The sequence below is a fragment of the Streptomyces sp. NPDC048718 genome (assembly GCF_043198875.1).
Classification (GTDB): domain Bacteria; phylum Actinomycetota; class Actinomycetes; order Streptomycetales; family Streptomycetaceae; genus Streptomyces.
Genome location: NZ_JBICVG010000004.1, coordinates 120,796 through 134,032, shown reverse-complemented (window position 1 = coordinate 134,032; position 13,237 = coordinate 120,796). Strand labels below are relative to the sequence as shown.

The 13,237-nt window shown below is 70.6% G+C and carries 10 protein-coding genes, 1 tRNA gene and 1 pseudogene; 2 read left to right on the top strand and 10 right to left on the bottom strand.

Features of this window, described 5'->3' with window-relative positions; genetic code table 11:
• Positions 1–178 precede the first annotated feature (178 nt).
• The 6 genes from thrB to ACGFRB_RS08825 all read right to left on the bottom strand — a co-directional run bounded on the left by thrB (position 179) and on the right by ACGFRB_RS08825 (position 7,161).
• Positions 179–1,096: a homoserine kinase gene (gene thrB / locus ACGFRB_RS08850; RefSeq protein WP_363001319.1), complete on the bottom strand. Its 918-nt coding sequence runs from the start codon at positions 1,094–1,096 to the stop codon at positions 179–181.
• A 405-nt stretch (positions 1,097–1,501) separates the two neighbouring features.
• Positions 1,502–2,572: a threonine synthase gene (gene thrC / locus ACGFRB_RS08845; RefSeq protein ID WP_363001320.1), complete on the bottom strand. Its 1,071-nt coding sequence runs from the start codon at positions 2,570–2,572 to the stop codon at positions 1,502–1,504.
• Positions 2,573–2,578: 6 nt separating this feature from the next.
• A complete protein-coding gene (locus tag ACGFRB_RS08840; protein ID WP_363001781.1) occupies positions 2,579–3,868 on the bottom strand; it encodes a homoserine dehydrogenase in 1,290 nt (429 codons plus the stop codon).
• 162 nt (positions 3,869–4,030) lie between these two features.
• On the bottom strand, positions 4,031–5,422 hold the full coding sequence (gene lysA / locus ACGFRB_RS08835; protein WP_393240854.1) for a diaminopimelate decarboxylase: 1,392 nt from the start codon (positions 5,420–5,422) through the stop codon (positions 4,031–4,033).
• A gap of 10 nt (positions 5,423–5,432) precedes the next feature.
• Positions 5,433–6,497, bottom strand: a complete 1,065-nt coding sequence (gene nrtL / locus ACGFRB_RS08830; RefSeq protein ID WP_393240851.1) for an ArgS-related anticodon-binding protein NrtL — start codon at positions 6,495–6,497, stop codon at positions 5,433–5,435.
• Positions 6,498–6,606: 109 nt separating this feature from the next.
• Positions 6,607–7,161, bottom strand: coding sequence for a response regulator (locus ACGFRB_RS08825; RefSeq protein ID WP_393240848.1), 555 nt, complete (start codon positions 7,159–7,161; stop codon positions 6,607–6,609).
• Positions 7,162–7,271: 110 nt separating this feature from the next.
• On the opposite strand from ACGFRB_RS08825, the gene ACGFRB_RS08820 reads away from it, so the two are divergent.
• A tRNA-Arg gene (locus ACGFRB_RS08820) sits at positions 7,272–7,343 on the top strand.
• A gap of 672 nt (positions 7,344–8,015) precedes the next feature.
• On the opposite strand, the gene ACGFRB_RS08815 is transcribed toward ACGFRB_RS08820, so the two are convergent.
• Both ACGFRB_RS08815 and ACGFRB_RS08810 read right to left on the bottom strand, forming a co-directional pair.
• Positions 8,016–8,441 (bottom strand): hypothetical protein, encoded by a 426-nt coding sequence (locus ACGFRB_RS08815; protein ID WP_393240846.1) that lies wholly within the window; start codon positions 8,439–8,441, stop codon positions 8,016–8,018.
• Positions 8,442–8,450: 9 nt separating this feature from the next.
• Positions 8,451–9,194: a hypothetical protein gene (locus ACGFRB_RS08810; protein WP_393240843.1), complete on the bottom strand. Its 744-nt coding sequence runs from the start codon at positions 9,192–9,194 to the stop codon at positions 8,451–8,453.
• Positions 9,195–9,833: 639 nt separating this feature from the next.
• Here ACGFRB_RS08810 and ACGFRB_RS08805 point away from each other — a divergent pair.
• Entirely contained in the window at positions 9,834–10,745 is a 912-nt protein-coding gene (locus ACGFRB_RS08805; protein WP_393240840.1) for a hypothetical protein, read from the top strand.
• 75 nt (positions 10,746–10,820) lie between these two features.
• On the opposite strand, the pseudogene ACGFRB_RS08800 reads toward ACGFRB_RS08805, so the two are convergent.
• Positions 10,821–12,467: pseudogene (locus ACGFRB_RS08800) on the bottom strand (SWIM zinc finger domain-containing protein).
• An 83-nt stretch (positions 12,468–12,550) separates the two neighbouring features.
• The gene (locus tag ACGFRB_RS08795; RefSeq protein ID WP_393240837.1) at positions 12,551–13,165 is read right to left on the bottom strand and encodes a hypothetical protein; all 615 of its coding nucleotides are present in this window, start codon (positions 13,163–13,165) and stop codon (positions 12,551–12,553) included.
• Positions 13,166–13,237 lie beyond the last annotated feature (72 nt).

Sequence of the window (13,237 nt, the reverse complement as noted above, 5' to 3'; positions counted from 1 at the left end):
CCTGATGGGGACTCTCAGCACCGCGCCATGAAGACGTCGGGTGCAGACATGAGGTTAACACTACCGGCTCCAACAAACATTCCCCCTCTCCGTCACCGGCAATCTCGTGTCCTTACGTCCCTGGTGAGAGGACGTACGGCCGCGGCGGCCGCCCGGACCGGGCGGCCGAGACCGCGGGTCAGGAAGCGAGCGGCAGCACACTCGCCCCGGACATGTCGAGGTCGAGCCGGTTCGCGGCCCAGCCCTCGCCCGCCAGCAGCGCGACCTTGTCGGCCGTCTCGGCGTCGGCCAGCGCGAGCACCGTGGGGCCCGCGCCGGAGATGACCGCGGGCACCCCGTCCGCCCGCAGCCGGTTCACCAGGGCGACGCTCTCCGGCATCGCGGGCGCCCGGTACTCCTGGTGCAGCCGGTCCTCGGTGGCCGCGAGCAGCAGCTCGGGGCGGCGGGTCAGCGCCTCGACGAGGAGCGCGGCACGGCCGGCGTTGGCGGCGGCGTCCACGTGCGGGACGGTGCGCGGGAGCAGACCGCGGGCGGTCTCGGTCAGTACGGGCTTCCCGGGCACGAAAACCACCGGAACGATGGAATCGGCGGGCTCCATCCTGATGGCCCGCGCGGCGCCGGACTCGGTCCAGGCGAGTGTGAATCCGCCGAGCAGACAGGCGGCGACGTTGTCGGGGTGGCCCTCGATCTCGGTGGCCAGTTCGAGCAGCCGGGTCGCGTCGAGCCGGCTGTCGCCGCCTATCGTCACGGCGCGGGCGGCGACGATGCCGGCGCAGATGGCGGCGGAGGACGAGCCGAGGCCGCGACCGTGCGGGATGCGGTTGGCGCAGACGACCTCGAGGCCGCGCGGCTGTCCGCCGAGCAGGTCGAAGGCCGTGCGCATCGAGCGTACGAGCAGGTGGCTCTCGTCGCGCGGAAGGTTGTCGGCGCCTTCTCCGGCGATGTCGATGTGCAGCCCGGAGTCGGCGACCCGGACGACGACGTCGTCGTACAGACCCAGCGACAGGCCGAGGGCGTCGAAGCCCGGGCCCAGATTGGCGCTGGTGGCGGGGACGCGCACCCGTACGGCGGCGGCGCGGAACGCGGGACCGGCCATCGCTCGTTGACTCTCCTTGACGTGCGAGGTTGTTCGGTGGATTTTTCGGCGGGGTCACCCGGAACCCCGGACCGTTCGCGCCCCTGGGGCGGCAACGGCAACAGCGCCGCGCATATGCGGCGGGGCGGGTTCGCCACAGCCTATCCAAGGAAGGTTCTGCGGCGACATAGGGCGCACAGGAGGCGCACGATGCGTGTCGCACACCGTCCTGTGCCCCTCTGTCGGCTCCTGGGCGGGTTTGACTCGCGATCAGGAACAGACAGGGACCGGGTTCCGGCCGAATCGGATTCGGCCGGATCGGATCGATCGGGTGGGCGGGCCGGTCGGGTGGACCGGGCCGCCGGACCATGCCCTGGTGAAGCGCGATCCGGCCCGGCGATGCCGGACCGGATCAGATGAAGCGGATCAGGCGAGGCCGAGGCGCTCGGCGGCGGTCGCGGCGTCGACCGGGACGGTGACCGGCTGCGGGGCGCCGGCGACGGCCCAGTCGGGGTCCTTCAGACCGTTGCCCGTGACCGTGCAGACGATCTTCTGGCCCGGGTCGACCAGACCCTGCGCGGCGGCCTTCAGCAGACCGGCGACCGAGGCGGCCGAGGCCGGCTCGACGAACACGCCCTCCTGGGAGGCCAGCAGACGGTAGGCCTGGAGAATCTCACGGTCCGTCACTTCGTCGATGAGACCGCCCGATTCGTCGCGCGCGGCGATCGCGTAGTCCCACGAGGCCGGGTTGCCGATACGGATCGCGGTGGCGATCGTCGACGGGTCCTTGACGACCTCGCCGCGCACCAGCGGCGCCGAACCGGCGGCCTGGAAGCCCCACATGCGCGGGGTGTGGGTGGCCAGGCCGTCGGCCGCATACTCGCGGTACCCGCGCCAATAGGCGGTGATGTTGCCCGCGTTGCCGACCGGCAGGACGTGGATGTCGGGGGCGTCGCCGAGCATGTCCACGATCTCGAAGGCGGCCGTCTTCTGGCCCTCGATACGGACCGGGTTCACCGAATTGACCAGCGCCACCGGGTAGTTCTCGGACAGCGAGCGGGCGAGCGTGAGGCAGTCGTCGAAGTTGCCGTCGACCTGGAGGATCTTCGCGCCGTGCACGAGGGCCTGGCCCATCTTGCCGAGCGCGATCTTGCCCTGCGGCACCAGCACCGCGGAGACCATGCCGGCGCGCACCGCGTACGCGGCGGCGGAGGCCGAGGTGTTGCCGGTGGAGGCGCAGATGACGGCCTGCGCGCCCTCCTCCTTGGCCTTGGAGATGGCCATGGTCATGCCGCGGTCCTTGAAGGAACCGGTGGGGTTGGCCCCCTCGACCTTGAGGTGCACCTCGCAGCCCGTGCGCTCGGAGAGGACCTGGGCGGGAACGAGCGGCGTACCGCCCTCACGAAGTGTGACGACCGGCGTCGTGTCCGTGACCGGAAGACGGTCCCGGTACTCCTCGATGATGCCGCGCCACTGGTGGGTGCCCTTGGTGGTCATGGGTCCTTACTCCCCTTCAACACGCATGATGCTGGCGACACCGCGCACGGTGTCGAGCTTGCGCAGCGCCTCGACGGTCCCGGAGAGGGCGGCGTCGGGCGCGCGGTGGGTGACGACGACGAGGGAGGCCTCGCCGTCCTTGCCCGTCTGACGGACGGTGTCGATCGACACGCCGTGCTCGGCGAAGACCGTCGCCACCTGGGCGAGCACGCCCGGCTTGTCGGCCACGTCGAGACTGATGTGGTACCGCGTGACCACGTCGCCCATGGAGCTCACGGGCAACTGGGTGTACGCGGACTCGCCGGGGCCGGTGGCCTCGTTGAGCTTGTTGCGGCACACGGCGACGAGGTCGCCGAGCACGGCCGAGGCGGTCGGCGCGCCGCCCGCCCCGGGGCCGTAGAACATGAGCTGCCCGGCGGCCTCCGCCTCGACGAAGACGGCGTTGTACGCGCCGCGGACGGAGGCGAGCGGGTGGCTGAGCGGGATCATCGCGGGGTGCACGCGCGCGGTGACGGACTCGCCGTCGGCGGCCCGCTCGCAGATGGCGAGCAGCTTGATGGTGCAGCCCATGCGCGCGGCGGAGACGAAGTCGGCGGCGGTGACCTCGGTCATGCCCTCGCGGTAGACGTCGTCGAGACGTACGCGCGTGTGGAAGGCGATTCCGGCCAGGATGGCGGCCTTGGCGGCGGCGTCGAAGCCCTCGACGTCGGCGGTCGGGTCGGCCTCGGCGTACCCGAGCGCGGTGGCCTCGTCCAGTGCCTCGTTGTAGCCGGCGCCGGAGGTGTCCATCTTGTCGAGGATGAAGTTCGTCGTGCCGTTGACGATGCCCATCACGCGGTTGATCTTGTCGCCGGCGAGGGACTCGCGCAGCGGGCGGATCAGCGGGATGGCGCCGGCGACGGCGGCCTCGTAGTAGAGGTCCTGGCCGTGCCGCTCGGCGGCGGCGTGCAGGGCCTCGCCGTCCTGGGCGAGCAGCGCCTTGTTGGCGGAGACGACGGAGACGCCGTGCTCGAAGGCGGTGGTGATGAGGGTGCGGGCCGGCTCGATACCGCCGATGACCTCGATCGCGACGTCGATGTCGCCGCGTTTGACGAGGGCGGTCGCGTCGGTGGTGATCAGCTCGGCGGGGATCCCGCCGCGCACCTTGTCGGGGCGGCGCACGGCGACCCCGGCCAGCTCGACCGGGGCGCCGATGCGCGCCGCGAGGTCGTCGGCGTGCGTCGTCATGATGCGCGCCACCTCTGAGCCGACCACACCACAGCCCAGCAGCGCCACCTTCAGCGGACGCGTACGCATCATCGACCTCGTTTCTCGTACCTTCTGATCCGTATCGCTACGGTCTGATCCGTATCGCTACGGGCGTGTTCCCCACGGTTGGAACCAGTCTCACTCACCAAATAGGCGATTCCACGCCAAGTCCGGATCGTGAGACATCGATTCCGTCACATGACTATTTCATCATCCAACGTCGAGTCGCAGAAGATCTTCCTCTGTCTCGCGTCGAACGATGACCCTCGACGCCCCGCCCTGGACGGCCACGACCGGCGGCCGCAGGGCGTGGTTGTAGTTGCTGGCCATGGAGCGGCAGTACGCGCCGGTGGCGGGCACCGCGAGCAGGTCGCCGGGCGCCACGTCGGCGGGCAGGAAGGCGTCGCGGACGATGATGTCGCCGCTCTCGCAGTGCTTGCCGACCACCCGGGACAGCATCGGCTCGGCGTCGCTGCGGCGGGAGACCAGCGCGACGCTGTACTCGGCGTCGTACAGCGCGGTGCGGATGTTGTCGGACATGCCGCCGTCGACGGAGACGTACGTCCGCAGCCCCTCCAGTGGCTTGATCGTGCCCACCTCGTAGAGCGTGAAGGCGGTCGGGCCGACGATCGCGCGGCCCGGCTCGACGGAGATGCGCGGCGTACGCAGCCCGGCCGCCTCGCACTCGCGGGCCACGATGCCGGTGAGTGCCTTGGCGATGTCGTGCGGCTCGCGCGGGTCGTCGTCGGAGGTGTACGCGATGCCGAGGCCGCCGCCGAGGTCGATCTCCGGCAGCTCCACACCGTGCTCGTCGCGGATCTCGGCGAGCAGCTGCACCACCCGGCGCGCGGACACCTCGAAACCGGCCATGTCGAAGATCTGCGAGCCGATGTGCGAGTGGATGCCGACCAGCTCAAGCCCGTCGAGCCCGAGCGCCCGGCGCACCGCCTCGGCGGCCTGTCCGCCGGCCAGCGCGATCCCGAACTTCTGGTCCTCGTGCGCGGTCGCGATGAACTCGTGGGTGTGCGCCTCGACGCCGACGGTGACCCGGATCTGGACGCGCTGGCGCTTGCCGAGGGACTGCGCGATGTGCGCGACGCGCACGATCTCCTGGAAAGAGTCGAGGACGATCCGGCCGACCCCGGCCTCGACGGCCCGGGTGATCTCGGCGGTCGTCTTGTTGTTGCCGTGGAAGGCGATCCGCTCGGCGGGCATCCCGGCCGACAGCGCGGTCGACAGCTCGCCGCCGGAGCAGACGTCCAGGTTGAGCCCCTCTTCGGTGAGCCAGCGGACGATCGCGCGGGAGAGGAACGCCTTGCCCGCGTAGAACACGTCCGCGTCCTCGCCGAACGCGTCGGCCCAGGCCCGGCAGCGGGCGCGGAAGTCGTCGACGTCGAGGATGTAGGCGGGGGTGCCGAACTCCTCGGCGAGCCGGGTCACCGGGATCCCGGCGACCGTCACGACGCCGTCGGCGTCGCGGCCGACCGTACGGGACCAGACCTTGGGGTCGAGGCGGTTGAGGTCGGTGGGCGGAGCGGCGAAGTGGCCCTCGGGGAGGACGTCGGCGTAGCGGGGCCCCGCGGGGTGGGCGGATCGGCTCATGACGGCTCTTTCAGATCTGGTCGGGTGCGCTGATGCCGAGCAGGGAGAGGCCGCCGGCCAGCACCGTCCCGGCGGCTTCGGCGAGCGCGAGCCGGGAGCGGTGGGCGGCCGAGGGTTTCTCGTCGCCGAGGGGCAGGACGGTGTGCTGGTAGGCGAGGAGCGCGTCGGCGACGGCCTCCAGGTGCCGGGCGACCCGGTCGGGGGCGCGGTGGCGGGCGGCGAGGAGGAGGACGGCGGGGTGGTCGCCGAGGAGGGTGGGGAGGGGGGCGGGGGGCGCGGGGGCGTGCGCGGGGGCGGCCGTGGGGGCGGGGGCGCTCGCGTGTGCGCGTGCGTGCGTGTGCGCGTATGCGTCCGCGGTCTCGTACGAGGGGGCGAACCCGAGCTGCGCGGCGTTGCGGACGAGGGCGCGGGCACGGGAGTGCGCGTACCGCACCCGGAAGAGCGCGTTGCGCTCGTGCTGGACGAGCAGGGGCGCTCCGGGCAGCGCGCGGTCGTGCGCGGCGGGCCGCAGCAGCGCCCAGCGGGCGGCGTCGACGCCGAGGAGGTGGGGCTCGTAGGGCGCGGGGAGGGCGGGAAGCCGCTCGGCGTCGCCATCCTGGTCGTCGCCGAGTCCCGTATCGATGCCGGCGTCGGCGCCCTGGGCCCGCAGGAGGGCCGCGGCGGTCTCGGCAAGGAGGGCGGCGCGGGGCTCGGTGGAGGCGTGGAACCGGACGCGGGTGCCGGCGAGGGCAGTGGTGTGCCCGTACGCGAGACCGGTCCGCGCGATCTCCCGCAGGACCCCGGTCCCGTCGCCCGCGTCGAGGGTGAAGTTCAGGAATCCGGGCCCGGTGATGTCGACGGCGCGGATGCCGGGCGCCTCGCGCAGCCGGTCCTTGAGGATCGCGGCGACATCGCGGGCGTCCCGCCCGGCGGGCCGGGCGAGGCCGAGCGCGACGCTGCTGGCGTAGTCGCCCACACCCCCGGGCCGGGGCCGCTCGACCTTGACGCGCGAGGGGACCTCGACGCGGAGCACACCCTCGTCGACCGCGCGGCGCACGGCGTGCAGCACGGTGAGGGAGAGGTCCGCGGGGGTCACGTGACCAGCCTAGGGGAGGAGGGGGGTGGGAACGCGAACCGGTTTCGACATGTGGGCGGTGTGGGGCGCGCGGGGTCGGGGCGGGCTGCCGGGCGCCCACCGCGTACCGCTATCGCACTCCCCCGCCGGCCTGCCCGGCGCCTGCGGCGGGCTCCTCGCCGGCGGCGTCGACGCCGCCGGCCTCGCCACCGGTCCCACCGCCGGCCCGCCCCCGCCCCTGCCGGTACGTCCGGGGCTCGCGGTGCATGAGCTGCCGTACCACCCGCACCAGATCCGTCGGCTCGAACGGCTTCGCCAGAAACGCGTCACCGGCCGCCCCGGCAGCATCCCCGCCGCCGTCCCCGTACTCGGTGCAGGCACTGATGAACGCCACCGGCAGATGACTCGTCCGCGGGTCCTCCCGCAGCCGCGCGGCGGTCTTCAGCCCGTCCAGCCGCGGCATGACGACATCGAGGGTGACCACATCGGGACGGACCTCGTGCACGAGATCCAGACACTCGGCACCATCGGCGGCGGTCACCACCTCGAACCCCTCGAGTTCGAGATTGACCCTGATCAGCTGGCGAATCACACGGTTGTCGTCCACAACCAGCACTCGCCCCGACACCCCTGACACACGTCGAGAGTAGGTCGCGGGGAGGGGCTGCGTCCGGGTTTTGCCCACTTCCGACCCGTGCGGGCGAACACCCCCCTCGTGACGCCCTGGAAATACCTGTTCACGGGCACCCTACGAGAGCTGGTAGTGTTCATCCCGTCGCCGCAACAAGCGACAACGCCCCCGTAGCTCAGGGGATAGAGCAACGGCCTCCGGAGCCGTGTGCGCAGGTTCGAATCCTGCCGGGGGCACTCCAGCTCGGACAGCGTGATCGACCCGCTGACCAGCGAGAGTGCCAAACACAGAGACCCGGACTCAGTCCTACTGAGTCCGGGTCTCTGTTGTTGTGTGTCACTGATCGCGGGTGCGGATGTAGCGCCCCCCAGAGAAGCACCTCACACCACGGGTTCCCCGGACGCGGACTACTGGCGCTTCAACGCGACACTGCCCCGCTGAGCATCCGGCGCCGGACATGTCCCCCTGGACCGCGCCGGGACCGCTCACACGGGGGCCGACGCTTGGTCCACCGTCCGAACAGCATGGAACGCTTGAAAGCAGTCGCGCCGTGCCGCGAACGGGATCGTCTTCGTGCCAAGCGCAGCTTGGGAGGGGCCTTGCCAGCACAGGAAGGCGTAGCCGTTGCCGGCGTTACACCCGATGCCGGGTACATGGGACGCGTGTTTCGCGGGCTCGACGGCCAGGACTCTCCCTTCGGGAGCGTCGCGGGTCTCAGCGTGGCTCCCCTTCGCATCGCTGGTCATCCACGAGGCGTGGGGGAAGGCGGCGTTCCTGCCTACAACCACGTTGCTGGAGCCATCCGAGGACACCAAGGAAGTCTGTGACCATGCACGCCACAGCCTGAAGCGCTTCAAGGACACCCACAGGGGCATCCAGATGGATCCTACGTGCGTTCAACCGCAGATTCATCGCCGGGTCTGACGGTGCAGATATTGCGCTATCGCCCTGATGTCAGGCTGGTCCTTTTCTCGATTGGATCGGATCTTCCATTCGAGAACCTCGGCAAGCGGGCAGAAGGGGATCCCTTGAATCACCTCTGCGCTGTCGATCAGCGCATCGACCCCTGCCCCACCCGGAAGCCAGCGATCGAAGATCTCAATTCCGCCATCAAAGAGCAGCACCATAAAGCCGTGCCCGGACGGTGCCCGCACGGGATCAGCGATGCTGGTGGCGATCTTCCAGGCATCGCCGCGGGCGACGACGTCCAGGTCCGTGACCTCATCTCTCAGGCCGTGAGCGAGAAGGGGGCCACTACCAGCCACCACATAGTCCGCGGCCGGCAAGCCGAGCGAGAGCAACTTGTGGATGAACGGATGCCGCCTGAGCTCCAAGGAACCCTCCTAAAGTGCGGACAGCCCTCCCGCTGTGCGCGCAGCCATACTCATGACCGCCGAAGCAAGGACGCTGGCCAGCGTACCGACGAGAAAGTATTTGGATGCGTGATTGACGTGATCAACCGGGGCGCGCGCCAGAGCCTTGGCTGCCAATACGAGCGCTGCGGCTTCGGGTTGGCCAGCAGCCAAGAACAGGAACAGGATCCCGCGCTCAATCAGTCCGATGTTCCTGCCGCCGCTCTTTATCAGCTGCAATGCCATCGTCTTCGCAGGGCCAGGGTCCAGACTGTTCACCTCACGCTCCACCGGATCAGTCGCGGCTTTGACGAGAGTCCCACCACCGAAGACCGCCAAGAGCAAGGCAGAGATCATCACGCTCGCCCGATCACTGAGCAGCAACTGAGTCCCGAGGTTCACCGTTGTGGCCGCCGCCACCCAGATCCCGGCGATAGCCGCAAACCCGAGGATGACCGCACCTCCGAGCTTGCTGGCGGCCACCCGTCCGCTGGTCACAGACGTCGTGACCGAGAAGCCAACGAACATCGTTCCAGGGAGGTGGAGCAGAAGCGCCGCCCCCACCGCCACGAGCCCTGCAGCCGCGAGGGCCTCCCAAGGCTTCGCCTCATCCCGGTACGGAACGATGACGTAGCCGCAGTACAGCACAGTGAAGACGATCGCCCGCCACGGCCGTTTCCTGAACCAGTCACGCTCCCACGAGACCGCTAAAGGCGCTGCAAGGCCAAAGAACACCCGGGCCGTCTCCAAAGACTTCCCCTCTCAACTGAATCGACAGACCGCCACTCCATGCAGAGGTGTGATCTTAGTCAACTAGCAGCCCCATCAGACCCGTTGGGCAGCACAAGGTCCTCTCAAGCCCAGGTCTGCGAGTGCCCGTCAACGCACCACGATCGCCCGCTAGCCCGTAGCGCGTGAGGTCGCCCCACGGATGGCGCTTGTACGGCTCGCGTGGAGGTCACAGGCCAATAAGTCCCCTACGTGCCACGCTCTCCGCCCTGTACACAGGGGGTCTTCGTTGTTCATCCGTCCCGGACGAGAGGCGTGCGGACGAAGGCGCGTGTTCCACCTCCCCCGACCATTCCGAGTGTCGGCGGATCTTCTTGACCGAAGCGTCCAGAGCTGGGGCGACTACGCAGCCCGGCCTTCACCCGGCTCGACGGAGTCTCCGCGCCCCCGTCGGACGCGAGGCGCGGAGGACACCTCCATCTTCGGCATCACCATCTCAAGCGCACGCTTGATTATCTGACTTACTTACAGGTACGATCTTCGGCACTCAACTCCGGTTGAGTGCGTGCCCCTTCCAGTCAAGAGACTCGCTGAGGGCACGACCACTGAACCCTCCGTCTTGGAGGCCGAGTGAAAGAAGAACCAGTGACGCAGACCGGTTACATCTACGTCCCCGCCCCTTCCAAGGAAAACCTCGAGACCGGGCTCGACGCGGGCCTGTGGGGTTGGCGCAGCAGCGCCCTCGACCGGGCCGGAGCCAGGCAGGTCGTCCAGGGGCTCGCCGAGGGCGACTTTCTGATCCTGGGGCACCGCGGCCCCAACAGCAGGGTGGCTCCGGGCGGATGGGCCGAAGCCACGCTCCAGCGGGTCATCGTCACCCAAATCACGCGGCCTCTCTTCGTGGCCACGGACGAGGTCTGGCCTGACGACACGTACCCCGAGCGTATCGGGATAGACACCCTCAGCGAGGAGAACAGCGTCGCGGGCCTGAGCCTGGGGGCCGACGCCATGGAGGCCCTGCGGCTGTCCGCGAACAAGCAGGGCGCCGCGGTCGTCTCCCAAGGCTCGGCCGCGGTCGCCAGCCTCGCCGCAGGTCTGCCCTCCGTCCAGGGCGGTACGGGAGCGGGCGATGTCGCCCACACCGGCGACACGAACGCGGTGGCCCAGGTGTTCGTCCGCCGTGAGCAGCAGAAGCTGCGCAGAGCCCTCATAGGTGCGCGCTCGACCGTCGCCTGCGCCTTCTGCGGCCGCATATTTCCCAGCCGCCTCATCCGCGCGGCTCATGTCAAGCGTCGCAGCGAGGCCAGCCGGCAGGAACGCCTTAGTCTGGACAACATCGTGCCCGCCTGTCTGATGGGCTGCGACGAGCTCTTCGAGCACGGATACGTCTACGTGGCCGCCGACGGCACCCTCGCGTCGGGTCCGCACAGTTCGACGACGGACGACCTTCGCCACATGGCCGACACGATCGCCGGCCGAGTGGTCGCCGACTTCGGCACGCACCGTGCGGAGTTCTTCCGCTGGCACCGGGAACACACCGCCGGAGTCAGCGCGTAACAGTCGCGCGTACGGCCCGTCGGCCAGCCTGTACGAGGCCGGCCGACGGGCCGGTCCGAAGACGGGCCTCGTCGCTCACAGCCCGTGTTCGTCCATCAGCCGCATCAGGTTCCGCTTGCGCTTCTGGGCCGCGCGCAGGGCGGTGACGTACGTGGTGAAGTCGTCCGGCGTGCCGAGATGGCGGTGGCAGTCGCGGATGCTCAGGAGCAGGCTGACCAGCTGTTCGTAGGCGTGGTTGCCGGTCTGGTGGGTGAGGCGGGCGGCCAAGCGGAGGTAGACGGCGAGTGCGTCGGCGGGGCGGGTGGGACGGGAGTGGTCGGCGAGGATGAGCCACTGGCCGTCGTGGGCGCCGGTCGCCGTGGCCGCCTGCCATGCCACTTCCGTGTCCTTGTCGTCGAGCAGGATGTCGACGAGGGTCCGGTCGGCGGCGGCGCGCAGGAGGTCCAGGGCCGCCTCCCGCTCGGTCGGCCAGCGGGTCGCGGCCTGCGCGGCGGTGCGGAGTCGTTGGTACGTGGCCAGGGTGCGGCAGGCGGCGAAGTGGTCGCGGCGCAGGGTGGCGGCGTCCGCGAGCCGGCCGGTGCGGGCGTACCGCTCGGCGAGGTCGTCCACGAGGGCGGTGTCGATCGTGGCGAGGTCGTCGGTGTCGCGGATGCCGCGCTCGGCCCAGTCGAGGGCCTCGGCGGGGCGGCCCGCCGTGTCCAGTTCGCGGGCGATGAGCAGGTGGGTGTGGCCGTTCGGCGCGAGGTCCGCCGCGTGGACGGCGATCACCGTGTCGATGTCCCGCCCGGACTTCGCGAGGCGCCGCATCAGATCCTTTTCGGCCCAGCCCGTCCGGTTGGCCTGCCACGCCTCGACCGCGTACCGGCGCAGGGCGGCCATGCCCCGGTCGCCGAGGAGGTCGGTGTAGTCGAGCGGGTCGAGGTCGGTCAGGTCGGAGGCGTCGGCGACGGCGTGCGCCACGAGTCAATGGGCCGGTTCCTCCGGGTCGGGGCGGGCGGCGCGGCAGGCCTCATGGTGCGCTTCGGCGAGGTCGGTGCCGATCTGTCCGAGCCATCCGTCGGAGTCGTCGACGCGTTCGATCACCCCGGCCAGCAGGTCGATCGCCTCCCGCGCCAGGGCCACCGCGTCGGCGGCCCGGTGTGCGGCGGTCAGCGACCGGATCGCGGCCACCGCCTGCCTCGCCTGGCCGGCGAAGGCGTGGGCGTCGGCGTACTCGACATAGTCGTACTGGGCGAACGGGGTGATGTCGAAGAGTTCACGAACCCGGGACCGGACCTCCGCCAGGTCTCCGCGCGCGGCGGCCGCCCGCGCCTCCAGGCGGCGGCGCAGCTGCCGGTCCCCGGCCATCTCGTCCCTCAGCAGGGCGAGCAATTCGTCTCGGGTCAGGCCGGACAGCCAGGACTCGAACCCCCGCGCCCGGCCCCGGGCCGACGCGCGCCGGGCGGGGAGGTCGGCTCCCTGGGCGATCGCGGTCAGGCCGAGGGCGACCAGGTGCTTGCAGAAGTTGCCCTCCTGGCCGTACGGGCAGTCGCAGGTGCCCGTCGGCCCTTTGCGCCCGCCCAGCAGAAGTTCCGCCTCGTACCGCTCCGTGCCGCGCACCGACGCTCTGATCCAGCCGTCGCCGATCTCCAGACCGGACACGTCGTCGACGTAATCGAGTCCACGCTCGAACGAACGCGTCCCGGCCAGCGACTTCAGCTTCGCCTCGGTAAGACCGCTCACCGCTCCCCCACACTCCGGATCGGCTCCGGCTCGACGGCCCGTCATGCCAGCGGCCGTTGGGCGGCGCGGCCCCGGGTCGGCTGTCAGGCGGGGTCGCCGGCCGGGGCGGCTTCGGCGTGCAGGGCTTCCAGCGTGCGGCGCTCGACGATGCCGGCCATCGCCCAAGAGGCCGCCGAGTCCAGGCGCTTGTGGGTGGCGGTGGGGCGCGCCTGGATGGCGGCGGTCGTCGTGTCCGGGCCGGGGGTGATGCGGATCTCGACGACGACCTTGGTGTCCGAGGGGCCGCTCAGGGTCAGGTCCAGGGCGCCGTGGCCGAAGGTGGTGACCTCGTCGAGCGGCATGGCGGGGTCGTTCTCGATCGCGTACCGCACGCTGTCGGTCAGCTGGAACGCGGTCCTGTTCGCGATGCCCGGCACCCGCACCTCGCGGACGCTCGGCAGGGCGACGGCCTCGGGGCCGAGCGCGAGGCCGTACCGGCGGGCCGTGCGGGCCGCGCCCACGGTGGCGGCCATGGACAGGATGGCCAGGAAGGCGAACGCGCTGCCCACACCGGCTCCGAGGACCTCGGGGACGGCTTCGCTCACCACCACGTCGCCGCCCACGATCAGGAGCGCCGCCAGGCCGACCGCGAACAGCGCGCCGGTCGTCAGCGCGGGGAAGGCCAGGCGGCGTACGACCGCGAACCAGTAGCCGAGCATCGAATCGTTCCTCTCACGAAGGGAGCCGAACCCTACGGTGACCTGCGGTCGAACCCCGCACCCACCCCCCTT